This window comes from Desulfacinum infernum DSM 9756, assembly GCF_900129305.1.
Taxonomy (GTDB): Bacteria; Desulfobacterota; Syntrophobacteria; order Syntrophobacterales; family DSM-9756; genus Desulfacinum; species Desulfacinum infernum.
In genome coordinates this window covers 1-19,613 of the sequence record NZ_FQVB01000055.1, presented here as the reverse complement: position 1 = coordinate 19,613, position 19,613 = coordinate 1, and the positions used below count along the sequence as shown (strand labels likewise).

The 19,613-nt window shown below is 59.4% G+C and carries 18 protein-coding genes and 1 pseudogene; 13 read left to right on the top strand and 6 right to left on the bottom strand.

Features of this window, described 5'->3' with window-relative positions:
* Positions 1 to 505 precede the first annotated feature (505 nt).
* Positions 506 to 691, bottom strand: a complete 186-nt coding sequence (locus BUB04_RS17695) for a hypothetical protein (protein WP_073041968.1) — start codon at positions 689 to 691, stop codon at positions 506 to 508.
* 251 nt (positions 692 to 942) lie between these two features.
* On the opposite strand from BUB04_RS17695, the gene BUB04_RS17690 reads away from it, so the two are divergent.
* Positions 943 to 1,263 (top strand): AF1514 family protein, encoded by a 321-nt coding sequence (locus BUB04_RS17690; protein WP_073041966.1) that lies wholly within the window; start codon positions 943 to 945, stop codon positions 1,261 to 1,263.
* A gap of 447 nt (positions 1,264 to 1,710) precedes the next feature.
* Here BUB04_RS17690 and BUB04_RS17685 read toward each other — a convergent pair whose 3' ends face one another.
* The 5 genes from BUB04_RS17685 to BUB04_RS17665 all read right to left on the bottom strand — a co-directional run bounded on the left by BUB04_RS17685 (position 1,711) and on the right by BUB04_RS17665 (position 6,532).
* Entirely contained in the window at positions 1,711 to 2,559 is an 849-nt protein-coding gene (locus BUB04_RS17685; RefSeq protein WP_218588521.1) for a S1 family peptidase, read from the bottom strand.
* A gap of 62 nt (positions 2,560 to 2,621) precedes the next feature.
* Positions 2,622 to 3,614 carry a sugar phosphate isomerase/epimerase family protein gene (locus BUB04_RS17680; RefSeq protein WP_178372036.1) on the bottom strand — a complete coding sequence of 331 codons (993 nt, stop codon included), beginning with the start codon at positions 3,612 to 3,614 and terminating at the stop codon, positions 2,622 to 2,624.
* A gap of 474 nt (positions 3,615 to 4,088) precedes the next feature.
* Positions 4,089 to 4,886, bottom strand: coding sequence for an exodeoxyribonuclease III (gene xth, locus BUB04_RS17675; protein WP_073041962.1), 798 nt, complete (start codon positions 4,884 to 4,886; stop codon positions 4,089 to 4,091).
* Positions 4,883 to 5,278, bottom strand: coding sequence for a DUF3783 domain-containing protein (locus tag BUB04_RS17670; protein WP_073041960.1), 396 nt, complete (start codon positions 5,276 to 5,278; stop codon positions 4,883 to 4,885). Before BUB04_RS17670 ends, xth begins: the two co-directional genes overlap by 4 nt.
* 186 nt (positions 5,279 to 5,464) lie before the next feature.
* Positions 5,465 to 6,532, bottom strand: a complete 1,068-nt coding sequence (locus BUB04_RS17665; protein WP_073041959.1) for a M20 family metallopeptidase — start codon at positions 6,530 to 6,532, stop codon at positions 5,465 to 5,467.
* Positions 6,533 to 7,051: 519 nt separating this feature from the next.
* On the opposite strand from BUB04_RS17665, the gene BUB04_RS17660 reads away from it, so the two are divergent.
* From BUB04_RS17660 to BUB04_RS17605, 12 genes and pseudogenes are all read left to right on the top strand, one after another.
* The gene (locus BUB04_RS17660) at positions 7,052 to 7,834 is read left to right on the top strand and encodes an outer membrane lipoprotein-sorting protein (protein ID WP_073041957.1); all 783 of its coding nucleotides are present in this window, start codon (positions 7,052 to 7,054) and stop codon (positions 7,832 to 7,834) included.
* Between the two features lie 172 nt (positions 7,835 to 8,006).
* Complete coding sequence (locus BUB04_RS17655) at positions 8,007 to 8,966, top strand: hypothetical protein (RefSeq protein ID WP_073041954.1); 960 nt, start codon at positions 8,007 to 8,009, stop codon at positions 8,964 to 8,966.
* A 230-nt stretch (positions 8,967 to 9,196) separates the two neighbouring features.
* Positions 9,197 to 9,385, top strand: a complete 189-nt coding sequence (locus BUB04_RS17650) for a hypothetical protein (RefSeq protein ID WP_073041952.1) — start codon at positions 9,197 to 9,199, stop codon at positions 9,383 to 9,385.
* A 240-nt stretch (positions 9,386 to 9,625) separates the two neighbouring features.
* Positions 9,626 to 10,546 (top strand): RpnC/YadD family protein, encoded by a 921-nt coding sequence (locus BUB04_RS17645; RefSeq protein ID WP_073041950.1) that lies wholly within the window; start codon positions 9,626 to 9,628, stop codon positions 10,544 to 10,546.
* 46 nt (positions 10,547 to 10,592) lie between these two features.
* Positions 10,593 to 11,477 carry an RpnC/YadD family protein gene (locus BUB04_RS17640; RefSeq protein ID WP_073041948.1) on the top strand — a complete coding sequence of 295 codons (885 nt, stop codon included), beginning with the start codon at positions 10,593 to 10,595 and terminating at the stop codon, positions 11,475 to 11,477.
* 376 nt (positions 11,478 to 11,853) lie between these two features.
* Positions 11,854 to 14,019 (top strand): ThiF family adenylyltransferase, encoded by a 2,166-nt coding sequence (locus tag BUB04_RS17635; RefSeq protein ID WP_073041946.1) that lies wholly within the window; start codon positions 11,854 to 11,856, stop codon positions 14,017 to 14,019.
* 11 nt (positions 14,020 to 14,030) lie between these two features.
* Positions 14,031 to 14,717, top strand: coding sequence for an ABC transporter ATP-binding protein (locus BUB04_RS17630; RefSeq protein ID WP_073041944.1), 687 nt, complete (start codon positions 14,031 to 14,033; stop codon positions 14,715 to 14,717).
* Entirely contained in the window at positions 14,714 to 15,970 is a 1,257-nt protein-coding gene (locus BUB04_RS17625; protein ID WP_073041942.1) for an ABC transporter permease, read from the top strand. Before BUB04_RS17630 ends, BUB04_RS17625 begins: the two co-directional genes overlap by 4 nt.
* Before the next feature lie 22 nt (positions 15,971 to 15,992).
* Positions 15,993 to 16,751: an outer membrane lipoprotein-sorting protein gene (locus BUB04_RS17620; RefSeq protein WP_218588519.1), complete on the top strand. Its 759-nt coding sequence runs from the start codon at positions 15,993 to 15,995 to the stop codon at positions 16,749 to 16,751.
* Between the two features lie 23 nt (positions 16,752 to 16,774).
* Positions 16,775 to 18,079, top strand: coding sequence for a DUF1302 family protein (locus BUB04_RS17615; protein ID WP_073041940.1), 1,305 nt, complete (start codon positions 16,775 to 16,777; stop codon positions 18,077 to 18,079).
* Positions 17,994 to 19,277 carry a glycosyltransferase gene (locus BUB04_RS20340; protein ID WP_084076628.1) on the top strand — a complete coding sequence of 428 codons (1,284 nt, stop codon included), beginning with the start codon at positions 17,994 to 17,996 and terminating at the stop codon, positions 19,275 to 19,277. Before BUB04_RS17615 ends, BUB04_RS20340 begins: the two co-directional genes overlap by 86 nt.
* Before the next feature lie 135 nt (positions 19,278 to 19,412).
* Positions 19,413 to 19,613: pseudogene (locus tag BUB04_RS17605) on the top strand (IS1380 family transposase); the annotation flags it as partial.

The window sequence follows — 19,613 nt, the reverse complement described above, 5'->3', positions numbered from 1 at the left end:
CGGCTCCAGGTCGAAGTTTGTGTTCTCCGTTTCTCGCCCTTTCGTCTGCGAGTGCCACAGTATCTCGACCATACCTTGCCGCTTTGACACGGTCTGGACTTCGTCCTTCCCTAGGAGACTCGTCGAGTCGTAAGGCCGAATCGCGTTCGTCATCCTGCGGACTGTGTGTTCGTCTCCGGTTGCTTCCCACCCCGCCTCACGGCGACGCAGTTACCTTCGACTACCGGGAGCGGGCATCTCCCGGAAGAGGACTTTCACCTCTCTGATCACGCCTGCTCCCAGGCGCACTAGGGGCGAAAGATTTTTCGCCCCTACAGCCGCCGGATGACGTACCGCTCACTAATGGCGTCGGGACAGGCTCCTGGGAGCTTGTCCGTGAACTTTCCCAACCGTCACTCCCGCGCAAAGGGGAGTCCATGAGTTGCCGGAAATCCTGGATCCCCGCTTTCGCGGGGATGACGAATGGGCATTGAAGGGCGCAAACTAACCGTTGTCGGGCAGGCTCCTAGTCACAGCCCTTCTGCGAATAGAACTTCAAGAGGAATTCCGCCTCCTTGGGCGAAAGGTCGAAGCGCGTCACCGCTTCGTTCACCAGCTTCGCCACCGGCTTATCCGGTTCTTCCTGCAGGCATTCGGACACCCATTTCACCGCCTTTCGAATGGCCTCGCCCTGGGGCATCACTGTCGTCATGGTCCCACTCCTCCGCTGTGGTGTTTCTTATATTTCCCGGTCGGGACGAGGTCGCTACCCGCCCCGACCCGTCTCTCCGTTCCGCGCCCTCCTGTCTACCATCGACCGAAGGATCTGTCACCCGGAGAATGCGCTTTTCTTCACAACACCCTTTCCTCTCGACCGGACGGCCCTCAAGACTTAACAGAATGGGTGATAGAAAAGCGTTATGAACTGAGAACAAAAGCGGTGAGCTTCGGAAAGGATGAACCATGATCGAACTGGCAAAAACCTGTATCCCTTTGGAAGAGGCGATGCTCCGCCATCGCGTCGCCCTATCCCACGCGGGCGGTGATCTCGACTACGAATCGGCCCGGCGTCTCGCCGATGCGGAAGCGGCACGTCGCGACCCGGATCCCATGCTTCTCGCCTGGTACGACCGACGGGCGGGGCGGTTTTCGCCCAACGTGGAATGCTGTGACGAGACCAGGCCGGCCTGGCTTGCCTATGCGGAATCGCGGGGCGCGGACCTGGCCGTGACCGTGAACGGCCTGGACTACGTTTTCGTGTACCGCTTTGTAAAGGACGACTGAAAGGAGAGGCGGGCGGGGATAAACCCCGCCCCTGCCCGGAGACTCGGTCCGCTGCAGAGCTGGGCTCTATTCCCGCCCATCGGCACCGCGCAGCAGGAAAGAGTCGGCCCATTTTGCAATGCGGCATTATTAGCATGATCGGCACTGGGGGCTTGCCCTGCAATGGCTCTCTGAGTCAAGAAGCCGTGGAATTTCCATTCTCTTCGTAGCCGCGGGGCTTCAGTCCCGCGATGGAGACTCCCGTAACCCCATGAAGTTCTTCCGCAGCCCTGAGAGGCTGCGCTACGGAAAAAGCACCCATCTCTTCCGTTCTCTGGCGACTCTCGTGCGCGCGAGTGGCGGTTTGTGATGTTCACATCCTGGTTGCAGGGCGAAGTACCGCGGCCAGGCCCAAAGTACTGTCGGCCCGTTCTCGGACAGGCCCCGAGGCAAAGGCGGCCAGGGGCGTCACCGGGCGGCCAGGCCGGCCTTTCGGAGCAGAGCCCGGACGTGCTGGGCGGGCACGGCGAAGGTGATGCCGCTGGGCCGTTCCAACACCTTTTCCTTTCCGTGGGTGAGCAGCACCTTGTTGATGACGCCGATGACCCGACCGGTTCGGGGGTCGTAGAGGGGGCTGCCGCTGTTTCCCGGGTAGGCCGTGGCGTCCAGCTGGTACACGTCGAAGGCGTTCTTGAGGCGCTGCACCATGTCGGGATCCAGGTTCCTGCCCGAATGGGTGGGGATGGCCATGGGGCTGACGGCCGAGACGATCCCCCGGTGGGTGACGGGATAGAGGCCCAGGACCATGCCGATGGGAAAGCCCGTGAAGGCCACCTCCTGGCCTTCACGCACCCGGGCATCGCTCAGGGCCAGAGCCGGCAGGGGATCTCCTCCTTCCATCCGAAGGACCACCAGGTCGTGCACATCGTCCCGGGCCGCTTCCGTGACGCCGCGGACCTGCACACGCCTTCCCCGCCCCACGAAGACCGCCAGCCGTTCCCGGTGTCTCTTGTCCAGCTTATCGGGAATCACGTGGGCGTTGGTGACCACATGGCGCCCGTCGGCCACCACGAATCCCGTCCCCAGAAAGACCGACGGCGGTCGGCGCATGGCCTGGTAGGTGCCCACGGCCACGATGGACGGCCGGATCCTCTCCACCGTGTCCGGAAGGTCCGCCCGACCGGCTGCGGGATTCAGGAGCAGGACGCCCCCCAAGGCAATGAGGAAAATCAGCTTGTAAAGCGGCTTCCGACCGTTTCCCTGGCTCCCCGCAAGGCCCATCATCCCAAGAGCCCCCTGTTCCGGTTCTACATCCATTCCCGTTTTCGCGGAAAATGCGGGTTGCGGTGGCCCCTTTCTGCGGGGCTGAAGCCCCGCGGCTACGAAGGATGTCGCGCCCCTTCCCGGTTGATGGAGGAAGCCCGTTCCCGGACACGCTCCCGGGAAGACGAAAGCCCCGAGAAGAGCTCCTGCAGGTGATCCAACCCGCGCCGCACGTCTTCGTCCGAAGTCCCCGGCCGGATTTCCACAACCCACGGCACCTCGCCGCCCACGGCCTTCACCACCGGCGCCGGATCCAGTTCGCCGGTCCCGGGCGGAAGGTGGTCGTCCCGACCCCGCGCGTCGTGCACGTGCACACCGGCCAGCCGGTCCTTCAAAAATTCGGGTGGGTTCAGGCCGTCCCACAACCCCAGCAGGCAGTGCAGGTGCGCATGGCCCACATCGTGCCAGTAGGCCAGGGGCGCCCCGTCCAGTTCCCGAAAGATCTCCGGAAATTCTTCCAGGCCCGGCAGTTCGTGGTAGTGGGCCCGGTTTTCCAACGCCAGGATCAGGTCCAGCTTTTCCGCCTCCCGCGCCAGCCGGTCCAGGCTCCAGAGCAGGGCGTCCAGGTAGGGAGCGCGTTTTTCCAGCCTTTCGGCGCACTTTTGGTCCAGGAATTCGCGAAAGCGGGGATCTTCCGGGCCGTCGCACCGTTCCAGCATCCCGTGTAGGCGATCCAGCTCCGGGTCCATGTCCACCCGCCCGCAATGGAGGATCACCACGGGAGCTTCCAGGTCGTTGGCGTGTTCCAGGGTCTTCACGGTCCAGCGGACCGCCTGCATGCGATCGTCCCGGTCCAGAGCGCTGAGATCCAAGAGGTCGCCGCCCGTCTTTCCCGGAGGCACCATGGGCGGCACGGGACAGAAATTGTGAACGCTCACCACATGCAGCCGGGATTTTTTGAGCGGCCCCGCCAGCTCCCGAAAGACCGGATCGGGAATCCGGTAGTCCAGTTCCACCCCGTGGATGGGAAACCGCTCCAGCCGTTCCAGAAGATCGCGCCCTTTCCGGGCGTCCCGGGACGCAAACGACGTGGAAAGAAAGAGCTTCATGGGCCGTCCTTCCAAGTAAAAATCATCCAAGAGCCTGAGAGCGTGTCCGAAAACGCCGGCGATGACCGTTTTTCCCGTAGCGCAGCCCTTCAGGGCTGCGGAAGATCCCCCGGATGTTGGATGGGCCATCTGGTATCTGTTTGTCACTTCGTGGGGTTACGATGGCCCTTTCCGCGGGGCTGAAGCCCCACGGCTACAAAGTGAACGGAAATTCCCTTGCCTCTTGAGCCGGAAAAACATTGTGGGACGGGCTTCCGGGAGCTCGTCTCGCGATGGAATGACGATCATGACGGAGCCGCCCCGCGCCGGGATGCAGGAACCAGCCCCGCCGTGTTGTCCGTCCATGGCCGACCGTTCCCGTTCATTGGACGCTTTCTTTCGCATTGGGGCGCAAGAACCATTGGGGCGAAAAATTTTTCGCCCCTGCAGGTCGCGTCCGTGGACCAATCACTTCCCGCTTCACGGAAGGGTGTCCTAGCCCGCCAGGTCCTCCAGGTGGAACACCGCCACCAGCGGCGTGTGATCGCTGGGCTTGGGGCGGGTGCGCGGCGCCGTGTCCACGAAGCAGTCCCGGGCCGCCCGAACCAGGGGTCGGGTCACCAGCATGTGATCCAGCCTCCAGCCCAGGTTGCGCTGCACGCTCCGGGGAAGCCGATAATCCCAGAAGGTGAACTGTTTTTCTTCCGGATGGAGGTGCCGGAAGAGATCCGTCAGACCCCAGGAAAGGATCTCCTGGAAGAGCTTTCGCTCCTCGGGATGAAACCCCACCTTCCCGTCCAGCCGCTGCGGGTCGAAAACATCCAGCGGATCCGGCGCCACGTTGATGTCGCCCGTCCAAAGAACCGGATCCTCGGGCGTGAAATGCGAAGCGATCCACCGGGCCGTTCGTTTCAGAAAATCGAGCTTGTAGGCGAAGGCGGGGTCGTCCGGCGATCGGCCCTGGGGCACGTAGGTGTTGATCACCCAAACGCCCCGGGTTTTGACGGCCAGGAACCGGGCTTCGGAATCGAGAATTTCGTCCCCGGCTTCCGAAACCACCTGGTCGGGCGGCTCCGTGGAAAGCACCGCCACGCCGTTGAAGGATTTCTGGCCCTTCCAGACCGCGCGGTAGCCCGCCTCGGAAAACGCGGATTCCGGAAAGTCCTTGTCCTGGCACTTGATTTCCTGGAGGCACACCAGGTGGGGACGTTGGGCGTCCAGCCATTCCAGCAGGACCGGAAGCCGAGCGCGGATGCCGTTCACGTTGAAGGTGGCCGCCTTCCAGTCCGTCACGTCTCATCCCCCCCGACACGTTCTTCCTGGGGCCGGCGCATGGCGTCCCGCTCCTCTACGAGGTGCTCCGCCAGCTTGCTGAACGGCCACTCGATGGAATGCTCCGTCACCACGGCGAAGATGGGCTTGGGAAGGCCGGCGTCCTTGAATTTCTGGATGAGAAAGAAGATCCCCTTCTGGGGGATGTTGTAGAAAAGCACGATCTTTTCGTCGCACCGGAAGGGCTCGTCGGCGGTCTTTTCCGTATGGAGGATGTCCCGGACCACCAGGTGGCCCCGCTCCGGGGCGATGGTGTGGGCCGGCGGCGCCTTGACCATCTCCAGCATCCGGTCCAGCCGCTCCTTTTCCTCCGCCGTGAAGTTCCAAACCAGCAACCGAGGGCTTCCGTCCATGGCCGTTCCTTTCGGGCGCTTCGGTTCGCCGCCGTCCGCGCCATTTCATCACTCGATTCGCTTTATCGACCGTTACGGTTGAACCTTCCCGCAGGGCGGGGCTTGAGCCGCACCGCCCTTCTTGAGCGGCGCGAGTCAAAGAAGGCGCCCTCTGCGCCCTCCGCGTCTCTGCGGTGAATTTTTCTGCTAAATCTCCTGCACCAGGCGGTCGATGGCCTGATAGAGCCGCCCCACGCTTTCCGTCACCACGTGCTCGTCCAGGGAGTGCTGCGTGTTTTCGCCGTCGGCGCCCCAGACGATGCCGGGAATGCCGTGGGCGGAAAGAAACCTTGCGTCGGACGCCCCGTGGGCCTGGCCCAGCCGCACGCCGGGAACCAGTTCCATGAGGCGCTCCACATGGGCGGTCTTTTCGCCGAAAAAGAGCGGCTCCCGCTCCAGGACCTCCACCCGGGACCGGACCCTCTTTTTCACCTCTTCCACGATCCAGTCCGTATCGTCGTTTTCCGTGTAGCGGATGTCCAGCTTCGCCTCGGCCACGTCGGGAACCTGGTTCACGGAGGTGCCCCCGCGGATCCAGCCCAGGTTCAGGGTACGGTGCCAGTGGTCCGGAGCGTCCAGGTCGAACAGGGGGCGGATGGCCCGGATGTCGTCCATGAGGATCTCGATGGCGTTTTCCCCGAGCCACGGCCGGGCGCCGTGGGCGGTCTTTCCGTGGGCCGTGAGTTGGAGGCGCAGGATCCCCTTTTCCTTCAGGATGATTTCTTGGACGCTCCCGCCGTCCAGGGCGATGCAAAGATCCGCCCGAACGTCCTTGAGCGCCTCCCGGGCGCCCCGGTAGCCTCCGATCTCCTCGTCTCCCGTGATGAGCACCCCGAAGCCCAGGGCCTCCTGACCCTTGCCTTCCTTCCGCAGCCGGTCCAGGTGCCGGCGAAGGAGCACCAGCGAAAGGGCCACGGCGTACTTGTCGTCGATGGCCCCGCGGCCGTAGAGCTTACCGTCCTTTTCCACGGGCTCGAAGAGCTCCTCCGGCGCGTCCACCACGTCGATGTGGCTCATGAGAAGCACCGGGGCATAACCCTCGCGAGGCGTCACCAGAAGCGACGGGATGCCCTCCACATCGTAACGTTTGTAGGCCGCACCGGCTTCCTCCAGGTAGCCGGCCACAAAGTCCGCACACCGCCGAATTTCTTCCGGCCGGGAATGCATGGACGGAAACCGGATCAGTTCCTTGGTCAGTTCGATCACTTCTCGCATGGGATCCTCTCGTCACGGCGGCCGAGGCCGCTCCCGGGGGTTGGGGGAAGTAGCACCGGCGACGGCTCGCGCCCGTTCACCGTTTCCATGGCAGACGGCCGGTCTTCCGGCCGGATCGGCCCGCCGGAACCCTGGAACGCCCGAACCGGCGGGCGGCTCAAACCAATGGGGCATGGCGCTTTCCGGCGTCATGCCCCTCCATGGTATACCGCACCCCTGGGGATCTCAAGGAGCGGATTCGCTTTTTAGCGGCATCCGAACCGGAAGCTCTACCGGACCCCCTGCTCCGCCCCGGGAGATCCGTGGAATGGGCCCGCCGGCCGGAATCCGGGAGGAACGCCTCTTTTTTCAAGGCACGCAGGCACCGTGACGATTCTATGGATGAAGCTTCGCCCGGGACGGTCGGATCCTGCGAAGGGTCTTTTCCCTCGTTGGAGGACCGCTCTGGCCGAAATCCTTCCGTCCGGCTATGATTCTTAAATCCGTTGTCCTTTCTTGATGCAAAGGGGGTCTTCTTCCATGAAAGCCAAAACCGCGCTGTTTGTCGCCGTCCTTTTCTCCGCCCTTGCCGTTTCCGGCCTTCCCTGCAAGGCCCAAACACCCACGGGAAAGGAGATCGCTCGAAGGGTTTATGATCGGAACGTGGGAAGCGACTCGGTGGCCGAAGCCGAAATGACGCTGGTGAGCAAGAGCGGCCACGAGAGGGTCCGGACGCTCAGGGCCTACACCAAGACCGACGGGCCGGTCCGGAAGGCCCTCATCCGTTTCCTTTCCCCCGCCGACATCGAAGGGACGGGGTTTCTGGTGTTGGAAAGGGAAGGGGCGGAAACCGAACAGTTCCTGTATCTTCCGGCCCTCCGGAGGGCCCGGAGGATTGTCTCTTCCCAGAAGTCGCGAAGCTTCGTGAACAGCGACTTCACCTACGAAGACATGGAACGCCGGCCGGTGGAAGACTTCGAGCACACGCTGGCGGGCGAAGAAGCCGTGGAGCAGGTTCCCTGCTGGGTGGTGGATTCCACGCCCAAGTCCGGCGTCCGGAGCCAGTACGGACGCATCCGCAGCTGGGTGGCCAAGGACCTGGACGTGCCGCTCCGCATTCACTACTTCGACAAGAAGGGTCGGCCCGTGAAGACCTACCAGGTGCAGTCTCTTCAGCAGATCGAGGGCATCTGGACCGAAACGGCGGTGGTCATGCACAACCTGGAAGACGATCACCGAACCCTCGTGAAGACTCTCCGGATCGATTACAACACCGGGCTGGACGATTCCGCTTTCACCGTGCGGGCCCTGGAAACCTGGTAGGGGAACGGCCGGGCGACGAGGGAAGGCACTCATCGAACCACTTGAAATTCCGGATATTCCTTGCCCTTCCAGATCCCTTCGGGTACGATGGGGTTCAAAAGCATTCCGAAGGAGAGTCCCCGCGGCGGCCTCCCCCCGGGAAGGCCCGCCGCCCCCAAGAGGTGGAAGCATCATGGGCATGAGCGTCGCCCTCTACAGAAAACTGGAACGCGTGGCTCCGGACCTTCGAGATGCGCTCTTGAGCCTCTTCGAGGAAGTGGAGCGAAACCGCGAAGAATCGGTCACCAAGCGCGAATTCAACGAGCTGAAGGACGTGGTGCGCCAACTGGCCGAGGTGCAGCTCAGAACCGAAGTGCGGTTGGACAACCTGACCGCCAAGATGGAGGAGCTCGTCGAGGCCCAGAAACGCACGGAAGTCCGTGTGGAAGAACTCGCGGAAGCCCAGAAACGCACCGAAGAGCGCCTTGAAGAGCTGGCGGAAGCACAGAAAAAGACCGAGGCCCGTCTCGACAGCCTTACGGTCAAAGTCGAAGAGCTCGCCGAAGCCCAGAAACGCACCGAAGTCCGTGTGGAAGAACTCGCGGAAGCCCAGAAACGCACCGAAGAGCGCCTTGAAGAGCTCGCCGAAGCTCAGAAAAAAACCGAGGCCCGTCTCGACAGCCTCACCGTCAAGGTCGAAGAGCTGGCCGTGGCGCAGAAGCGCACGGAAAAGGAAGTGGCGTCCCTGGCCCGGAGCCTCAAGGCCACGCGGGAGCAGGTGGGAGGGCTTTCCCGGAGCATGGCCTACGCGCTGGAAAACGAAGCCTACCGGAAGCTTCCCGCTTACCTGGCGGCCAATTACGGAATCCAGGTTCTGGACCGCATCGTGCGGGCCGACGTGGCGGACGAGGAGATCAACTTCCTCGCTCGCGCTCAGAAGAACGGCAAGCCGGTGATCCTGATGGGCGAATCGGTCCTGCGCCTGGACGACGCCTCCAAGCTCAAAAGCGTCCGGCGCAAGATGGAGAAGGTGGCGTCGGTTTACGACGAAGAGCCCCTGCCCATCCTCGTCGCTCACTACGCCAAGCCGAAGGTGCTGGAAAAGGCCCGCAAGGCCGGCATCCTGGTCATCCAGAGCTTCGAATGGGATTGAGGGGACGCCACCGGAAACCTTGCCCTCCAGATGCTGAGCGATGCCGATGAGCCCTGCGACCGAGGAGGGCCGCGAAAGCGGAGCTTCGGTTGATCCTTCGCCGAAGGAGAGAAATCATGATGGAATCGGCAGGGTATGAAATCATCAAGAAAGAAGGCTTTGATGAAGGCCTGCAACAAGGCCTACAACAAGGCTTGCAACAAGGCCTCTAGCAGGGCCTGCAGCAGGGAATGATCGATGAGGCGCGGGAAGCGGTGCTGGACGTCCTCCTGGAGCGCTTCGGGAAGTGCCCGACGGAGGTGGAAAAGGTCGTCCTGTCCATGGAATCCATGGTCACGCTGAAGTCGCTCCGCCGCCAGGCCGTCCGTGCGGAAAGCCTGGACGCCTTCCGCGAGTTTCTGGAGTCCTGCCTGGAATGACGGCCGGCCGAACCACCAACGTCCCCCGGGCTTTAGCGACGACGCCTTCACCCTCGGCGCCCTCGAAAACCGCCGAGTGCGATCCCCATCGGACGATTCCCCCTCAGAGCCCGGCTTCGACGGGCGGGCATGAAGCCCACCCCTACAAGAGCGGACATCCTTGGTGGGGCGGGACTTCTCTCCGCACCGCCGAGTCCACAGCGATAAAAAACGCCATCGTTCCGTTGGGTGCGGTGTCAGATGATTTACGACGTTGCCACCAAGGTTTTACTGGACCGGTGCCGGGACGAAATACTTCGATCCCTGGTGGGCATACCGGTTTTGTCAAGCACCCTGCTGGATCTGGCGCCACAAGAGACGGCGACGGTCCGCCGAGTCGATTTCGCCATTCGCCTGATAACCGACGACGGATCAAGGCTGTTGGTTCTTCTCGAAATCCAAAGCCGATGGGACGAACAGATTCCGCTTCGACTGTTGGAATATCGCACTCGCCATCTGCTTCAGGAGGGGTTGCCGGTTCTTTCCGCCGTTCTCCTCTTGAAGCCTGCGGATCGTGCTGCCGATTTTTATCAGGACTCGGAAGTAACGTTTCGGTTCAAACTCATCCCCGTGTATGCCATGGACGGGCGGCGTATCTTGGACGAAGGCAACCTTTGCCTTATACCGCTGGTTCCGATCATGAAAGGTGGGGAAGAGATCGCCTTCGAAGCCCAGGATCTGCTGGCCCAAAGCCCGTTGCCTCCCGTCGTCAAAGCCGATATGCTGGCATCGATGGCCTTGTTGTCCGGCTTGGTATCGAAAAGGCTTGCCTCGGAGCTCATCGAGCGACGGAGGGATATCATGAACGAATCGGCGGCGTATGAAATCATCAAGAACGAGGGAATTAAAGAAGGATTCCAACAAGGCCTCCAGACAGGGATTGAGCGGGGAATCGAACAGGGAATTGAGCAAGGCAAGGTGCAGGAGGCTCAGGAGGCCGTTCTGGACAATCTGGAAGCGCGGTTCGGGGCGGTGCCCGTGGACCTGGTGCGAAGGATTTACGGCACTTCGGACTTGCAGCACCTGAAGGAACTTCGACGCCAAAGCGCCACGGTCCCGACCCTGCAGGCATTCATGGAAGTCGTGGAAGAAAAACCCCGCAGAAGGCGAAGGAAACGCTGATATGGCGGAGTGATCCCGTTGAGCCCTGCGACCTCGGAGGACCGAAATGGGGGGATACGATGCGGCCGTGAAGGTGATCCTGGATCGGTGCCGGGATACGGCCCTTTCGTACTTCCTGGGTCTTTCCGTGGAAGAGTCGGAAATCATGGAGCTTCCTCAGGAAACCGTCACCGTGCGGCGCGCGGATTTTCCCATTCGAGTGACCACGGTGGACCACGAGGAATTGATCGTGGTCTTGGAGGTGCAGACACGGTGGTCCTGGGACGTGCCCCTTCGACTCCTCGAGTACGAAGTCCGATACCGGCGGCGATATCGCATGGGAGCCATGGGGGCGGTGCTGCTTCTGGCTCCTTCCGAACGCTGCGTGGACCATTTCCAAGACGGTGGGATCCATTACCGTTTCGTTTTGGTTCGATTGTGGGAACTGGACGCTTCCGAAGCCGTCCGGACAGGCCTACCGTGCATCATGCCCTTCGTTCCCCTGATGAAGGACGGCCCGACTTTTGCCGAAGAGGCGGAACGACGTATCAGTGAGAGCAACCTGAACCGGCAAGCCAAGGGGGATCTCCTCACCGGCATGACCATCCTCTCCGGGCTTGTTTCGGAAGAAATCCCGCGGTTGATCCTTCGCCGAAGGAGAGAAATCATGATGGAATCGGCAGGGTATGAAATCATCAAAAAGGAAGGCTTTGATGAAGGTCTCCAGGCAGGGATTGAGCAAGGCAAGGTGCAGGAGGCTCAGGAGGCCGTTCTGGACAATCTGGAAGCGCGGTTCGGGGCCGTGCCCATGGACCTGGTGCGAAGGATTTACGGCACTTCCGACTTGCAGCACCTGAAGGAACTTCGGCGCCAAAGCGCCACGGTCCCGACCCTGCAGGCCTTCATGGAGGTCGTGGAAGAAAAACCCCGCGGAAGGCGAAGAAAACGCTGAAAAGAGGGTTCGTCAGAACCCCGGTGGCCTGGTCCCCTGCGCGGCGTCTTCACGGTGCCGGCCGTGTGCAGAGGCACGGTTCCGGCCGGGCGCAGAGGCCCGCAAGTCCGGCATCCTGGTCATCCAGAGCTTCGAATGGGATTGAGGGGACTCCGCGGAAAGCCTGGACGCCTTTCGCAAGTTTCTGGAGTCCTGCCTGGAATGACAGCCGGCGGGACCGGCAATGTTTCCGGTCTTTCGGCCAGGACCGACGGCGCTGGTCAGGTTGGGCCTGCCCGGTCGCATCAGGCAGCCACCCGTCCTGGCGCCTTACCATTTACGATTTCACGATTTCACGATTTCACGACTCACAACTCACGACTGACGACTCACGACCATGGACCCACACACCTACTACCAGACGGCCTTCTCCCGAAACATCGGCATCTTCACGGAAGCCGAACAGGACCTGCTGCGCCGTTCCCGAGTGGCCGTGGCGGGCCTGGGGGGCGTGGGAGGCCTTCACCTGATTACCCTGGCCCGCATGGGCGTGGGTGCGTTCCACTTGGCCGACATGGACGTCTTTGAAGCGGCCAACGTGAACCGCCAGTACGGGGCCAAGGTCCAGAACTTCGGCCGTCCCAAGCTGGACGTCATGGTGGAGGAGGCCCGGGCCGTCAATCCCTTCCTGGAAATCGTCTCCTTTCCCGAAGGCGTCACGGAGGAAAACCTGGACCGGTTTTTGGCAGGCGTCCACGTGGTCCTGGACGGACTCGACTTCTTCAGCTTTCACATCCGAAGAAAGCTCTTCAACCGCGCCCGGGACAAGAGAATTTACGTGGTGACGGCCGGTCCCCTGGGATTCAGCACCGCCGTTCTGGTCTTTTCCCCCTTTGAAGGCCTTTCCTTCGACGACTATTTTGATATCCGCCCGGGCTTGACAGAGGAGGAGCAATACCTGCGGTTCGCCATGGGACTGGCCCCCCGGCCCACGCATCTTCGCACCATGGACATGAAGCGCGTGAGTCTCACCCAGCGCGCCGGGCCGTCTCTGGATTCCGCCTGCCAGCTTTGCGCCGGCGCGGCCGCCACGGAAGCGGTGAAGATCCTGCTGGGACGAGGCCCCGTCCGGCCGGCGCCTTACTACCTCCAATTGGACCCTTACACTTGGACCCTGCGGCGGGGCCGCCTGCCGCTCGGCAACCGGAACCCGGTGCAGCGGCTCAAGCGAGCCGCCGTGAAGCACTTCTTGCTGTCGGATTCCGCCTCCTCCCGCCCCAAGGCGGGGCGTCTTCTTCGCCCGTTTTTGAAGCAGGAACCCGTCTTCGGCGGCGACACGCCCGACTGCCGGCCCCGCCCGGCCGTCCCGCCCGGCCCGGTCAAGACCCGGCCGATCCCCAAGCCCGTTCTGGATTACCTGCTGGAGGCCGCCGTCCAGGCCCCGTCGGGCGACAACGCCCAGCCCTGGAAGTTTTTGCTGGAAGAAGACGCCGTCCGGATCCAGGTGGACCCGGACCGGGACCGGTCCTTTTTCAACGTAGACCAGGTGGCGTCCGTCATCGCCTGCGGAGCCGCCGCGGAAAACATTCGGATCGCCGCCACCGCCTTCGGCCTGGAAACCCGCATGGAGGTGTCGACCGGCCCCGACGACGAAAGCCTGAGCGCCCGGTTGGTCCTGGAACCTTCCCCCATCGCCCCCGATCCGCTCCACGACTGGATCTGGAAGCGGCACACCAACCGAAAATCTTTTGCCAAGGGAACCCGGCTTTCTCCCGTCGCGGCGGAAAGCCTCCGGCACGCCCTGGAAGCCTTTCCCGGCTCCAGCCTCCACCTTATTCAGGAAAAGAAGCGCCTCAAGCACCTGGCGCGCCTGGTCTACCTGGTGGACCGGATCCGAACCGAAGACCGACGGCTCCACGAACACCTCCACCGGATGATCCGCCGATCGGACGCGGAAGCCCGGCGGACCCGGGACGGCTTTCCTCTGAAGAACCTGGAAGCGGGCCTTGCCGGGGAAATCTTTCTGAGGCTGAGTCGCCCCTGGGCCGTGATGAACGTGCTGAACCGGCTGGGCATGGGCCGGGTCGTGGCCGTCCATGCGGCCCGGGGCATGGCGGGGGCGTCCGCGGCGGGGCTTGTCACCGTATCGGGAACGGCGGCGGGAGATTTTTTTCAGGGGGGACGGGCCCTGCAGAGTATCTGGCTCACGGCCGCCGCCCACGGGCTCGCCTTCCAGCCCATGGCGGCCGTGACTCTCTTTTGGACCCGTGCCCAGCGCCAAGGGCTCACCCCGTTCCAGGCGCGCCACCATCGGCTGCTGGAACGGGCCTTCGCGCTCTACCAGGAAATTTTTCCCGATGTGGACTTTTACGGCGCAGGCCATGTGATGCTCTTCCGGCTGGGCCACGCCCCGCCCATTTCCACCCCCACCCTGCGCCGCCCGCCTGGAGCAGCTGAAATTAGCATGAAAAACATGGATATATCCTGTTCGTTAGAGCGACCGGGTTCAATCTGCACCGGGGATGATACCACGCCCAACTCTCAGACCATCTATGAGCCCTGAGGGAGCCCTCTATGCCTCTCATTGAAGCAAGATCCCTGTCAAAGATATACATGCTGGGCAAGACGGAGGTTCATGCGCTAAATGCGGTGAATCTCACGGTTGAGAAGGGGGAATTCATGGCGATCGCCGGACCGTCCGGCAGCGGCAAAACCACCCTATTGAACATCCTCGGTTGCATTGAAAAGCCAACCGAAGGTTCGGTCCTTTTTGATGGGAAAAATGTCGCTCAGTTGAGCGGCAATCAACTGGCGGATTTCCGTCTCAACCACATCGGCTTCATATTTCAGACATTCAACCTCATCCCAGTCCTCACGGCCATCGAAAATGTGGAATTTCCCTTGCTAAAAATGCCTTTGTCTAAAAGAGAAAGAAGAACTCGGGCCCAAGAGGCTCTCGAGTCAGTTGGATTGGGCGGCCTAGCCCATCGCAAGCCCGATGAGTTGAGCGGCGGTCAGCGGCAAAGAGTTGCGATCGCTCGGGCTCTAGTGGGAAGGCCGAACATCGTCCTGGCCGATGAGCCCACTGCCAATCTGGACCACGCCACCGGCCTGGCAGTGCTTGAGCTCATGAGCGACCTGAACAGCCGTTTGGGAACGGTCTTTGTGTTCTCCACACATGATCCCAAGGTGATGTCCATGGCCCGCAGGGTCATTTCGCTCGTGGACGGAAAGATTGTAGAGGAGACAACAGTCCCATGACTTTCTGGCGATTCGTGCCGCTGGCATTCAGGAATATCCGCCGGAATAGGGTGCGTTCTTCAATAACGCTTGCCGCCATTGCCGTTGGAGCCACCGCCCTACTCTTGGCAGGGGGATTTTTTCAGGACACTTTCCTGCGCATGCGGGAGGGCATCATCCACTCGCACTTGGGGCATGTCCAGATCTTCAAGAAGGGCTATTCCCAATATGGGGCAGCCCACCCCTTTGATTATCTGATCCAGAACCCCGCCGCATTGGTATCCCGAATCGAGAACCTGCCCAACGTGGAACTTGTGACGCAACGCATCCTCTTTTCTGCACTGCTGAGTACCGGCGAGAACACGGTGGCGGTGACGGCCCAGGCCATTCAACCCGGCAGGGAAGCACAGCTTACCGTTATCAGAAATCTACGACATGCGGACACCGGCTTGGCCATTCTCCACGGTGAGAATCTTTCGGAGGAGTCTTCCTTTGAAATTTTGCTGGGTCAAGGTCTCGCCAGATCCATAGACGCAAAAGTAGGGGATGAGCTGGTTATTCTCACCAATACAATCGGTGGGTCCCTCAACGCTTTTGACGTAACCGTGAAAGGAATTTTTGCCTCCCCTTCAAAAGAATTCGATGACCATGGCATTAGGATCCCACTTGAAACGGCGTCCAAACTACTTCGCACCGACGCGGTTCAAAGCCTCGTGGTTTTACTCACAGAGACCGACCTGACAGAGACCGTTCGGGCCAGCATAGAGCAACTGGCTTCTTCCGAAAACTGGGAGGTGGAGGTTTTGGCCTGGCCTGAGCTCGCAGACTTCTACAACAGGGTCGTGGCGCTCTACCAAAGGCAGTTTGCCGTTCTTGCCTTGATAATAGCACTGATTGTCGTGCTCAGCATATTTAACACAATGAACATGGCGATCTCGGAAAGGACCAGAGAGATAGGAACCATTATGGCGATCGGCTACCGTCGCCGTGATGTTCTTAGCATATTTCTACTGGAGGGGCTTTTCTTAGGGCTTTTGGGCGGACTCTTGGGACTTGTTTTCGGACAAGGACTCGGGTTTGTCCTTTCCGTTTCAGGGATACCCATGCCGCCCCCCCCAGGGGGGTCCGTGGAATGGAAGGCTGGCATCGAGATCACGCGGCAACTTCTACTGCAGGCTTTCGGCATGTGCGTACTTGCTTCCACGCTGTCTTCGATTTATCCTGCATGGCGAGCTTCCAGGCTTGTCATTGCAGATGCATTGAGACATACATGATCCCATTAAAAGGCGAAGCATTATGAATATCTTGTTTTTGATCGCCGCACTGGCGACTTTCTGGCTGTGGATGTCACCCCAGACCATCATCGCGGCACAAACGGATCCCGTGGCCGCCAAGATTCTCGAGCGAGCAGACACCATTCGAAATCCGCAAGGGGATTACGTCGTCCATGTCCGCATCACGGACTACAAGCCCGAAAAGCCTCCCAAGGTTGCCGAGTACGAAGTGCTTGTCAAAGGGCGAGACAGGACCGTTGTGAAAACTTTAGCGCCTCCTTTGGATCGCGGCACCACCATGCTCATGCTGGGCTACGATATGTGGGTTTTCATGCCGTCCATCAGAAAACCTTTGAGGATCTCCCTCCAACAGAGACTCCTGGGGGAAGTGGCCTACGGAGATATTGCCCGTGCCAACTTTTCGGGAGACTACGTCCCTCGTCTAGGAAAAGTCGTAGAGCGGAAAGGCGTCCCCTGCCACGAATTGGAACTGACGGCTGTGAATGAAAAAGTTACGTACCATCGGGCAAAGCTTTGGGTGGCGACGGAAGACAACCGCCCCATCGCCGCCGAATTCTATGCTTTCTCAGGAAAACTTCTGAAAACCTGTACATTTGAGGACTACAGGCCGGAAAAGGGCGTCACAAGACCCCATCGACTGGTGTTACGTGACCCGCTGAAGGAAGGCTACTATTCCGTCATGGAATACATCCATATCGAAGAACGGGAGCTTCCGGGCAAATATTTTACGAAAGAGTATCTGGATAAACTCAGATATTGAAAACACTCTAGGACGTCAACGTTATGCGCTTCCTCCTTAAATATTTTTTCATTGTGGTTGGATGGTTTTTTGGGGCGTCACTCCTGTTTCTTGGCCCCACTTCAGCCGAAGGAAATACCTTTGAATGGCCTGTTGTACATGGCTATATCAAGAACGAAACAGCGGTGAGGACCGCATCGGACACGCAGCTCACAAAGTCAAAAAATATCCTTTATCTTTCTTCAATATACCCCATCACCCCAGACATCACACTTCACGTGGCGGGGCGGTTCTTTTATGACGCGACCTTCTCCTTGACCAACCATTACAACGAGGTCGTCCGGGAGGATCAGGAACATGAGGCCGCGTTGAGGCAAGCTTACGTACATGCCAGCATGGGCAATCTGGATCTGAAATTGGGCAAACAGCAAATCGTGTGGGGCGAGGCGGTCGGAGGCCTTTTCGTGGCGGATGTGGTAAACCCCAAGGACCTCCGAGAGTTCATTTTGCCGGATCCCGCCGAGATAAGGATTCCTGTTTGGGCTGCAAACATCGAGTACTTTCTGCAAGGAATCTATTTGCAAGCAGTATGGTTGCCTATTGTCGAATTCAACGATCTGCCCGAACCGGGTACTGAATTTTACGAATATCCCGTTGGTTTCTCAACTACTGCCCGTTCCAGAACGCCTCGCGAACCTCCAAGAACTCTGGGAAACAGCGCCGTGGGCATCCGCCTTTCGCGCATGATTCATGACTGGGACCTGGGAGCTTTCTATCTTTATACCTACGACTATTTTCCAACACGGTTTCTCACTCTCACACCGTCTCTTTTGATCATAGAGCCTTCATATCGACGACTACACATTCTGGGTGGAACTTTTTCCAAGCCGGTGGGGGAAACGGTTTTCAAAGGCGAAATGGTGTTGAATCTCGGAAAGTATTTCAGTACGCACGACCCAATGGATTCAAGAGGTGTCACCAAGAAGAACTCCCTGGACTACTTGCTGGCCCTTGATAGGACGATTTGGGGGCGCCTGGACTGCAATGTTCAATGGCTTCAGCACATCGTCTTGGATCATGAATCCTCTTTAATCGAAAAGAAAACAAGAAGCTACGTTTCCACCTGGTTTAAGACAGACTTTTTGGATGGACGCTTAGAGCCCGAATTCTTTTTCGTATTCGGCCTCGATCGCGGCGACCTTCTTCTAAGACCGAAGATGAGTTTTCGCTGGGGGGGACGATGGAAGGTCACCGTCGGGATGGATGTATTTGAAGGTTCCTCAGACGGTGATTTCGGCCGATTCGATTCCAAGGATAGGGTGTATGCGGAAATCTCCCGCAGCTTCTAGAAAAACGATTTTGGCTTTACTCTACGGCTACACGCTGAGCCACGTCAGTCGCCCTTTGGTGGTGGCCGAAGAACTGCGAAAGCGGGGTTACGATGTCGTCTTCGCAGGGAGCGGGGCTGCATTGCGATTCCCCGCAGAACGCGGATTCACCGTTTATCCGTTGGAGGAGATTCCCTACGAAACGCTCTTCGGGCGCATTCGCAAAAAGAGGCTGAGATTTATTGAAACCGACGAGCTGTGGCGTCTTGTCACAGCCGATTTGAGGCTTCTGACAAGGCTTTCACCGGACCTGGTTCTTTCAGACGGGCGCCTAAGCGCGAGACTGTCAACAGCCTATTTGGGAATCCCCCACGCGGCCATTGTGAACGTGTCCAGCACCCACCATAGGAGGGAACCTTATGTTCCCCTCTTTGGTACTGTTTCAGACAGCCGCTTGAAAGCAAGACTGGATGTCTGGAATCTCCACATTGAAATGAAGGTGTTCGATCTCGCAGTCCCTGCCTTCCGAAGAGCGTCGAGGCGTCTGGGCATACCTGGCAATGTCGGGGCAACCAACTGCCTGGAAGGGAACGATCTGACCCTACTGCCGGATCTGCCAGAATACATGCCTAGCATTGGTCTTCCGGATACACATTATTATGTGGGACCGCTTGTACCTCATATGCATGTACCAAGGCCCCCCTGGTGGCAGGAGATTCTTAACCACCATCGAGCCGGAAAGCGAATATTATATTGCACACTGGGAAGCACTGGATCTATGAAAATTACTCGGCCTATTCTTTACCTCTCTAACAATAAAGACTGGACAATAATTGTTACCACCGGCGGGAGAAAGGTTTCCATTGCAAATTGCGATAATGTTTTTGTTTCTGATTTTATCGATGCTGATGAAATACTTCCGATTACAACTACCATTGTTTGCCACGGGGGGAATGGGACTATCTACCAATGCCTATCGCATAATGTACCTATACTTGGGATCCCGGATATTCCTGATCAAGTCTACAACATGCGAAGAGTCGAAGCACTTCGTGTTGGCCATCGAATTCAATACTCGGACATCTCCAGCGCTAAGTCTTGGCAGACACTGCTAGAAAGGTGGTCCAGGCCACTAAGCTCTCATTTAGGCCGTGCAACAGCTCAAGCGCGCAAGAAATCCCCTTCGAGAGCCGCCGACCTAATACAAGGGCTCCTATAGAGCATGCTTATTTCATCCTTAATCCGTGAGTATGTTTTTAACCAAACAAATATCAGATCTTATCTAGGATTTTGAATTTACACGTGTTTTGTGCTATAGGGTCTCCTGTCAACCTTTCACCTGGCAGGTGCTCGCATGAAGAAAATTGTGATCGAACAGTCTTCGAAAGCCTTCTACAGCAGCCACTCGGGTTTGGCTCTGGTAGGGAACCTGATCAACGGCTATACAAGCCTGTGCGAACGGTTGGAAAAGGAAGTTCCCGGGCAGCCGAGGGTTTCGCACGGGGATGTGGTGAAGACCTATCTCGGTCTCCTGTGCCTGGGCAAAAGTGATTTT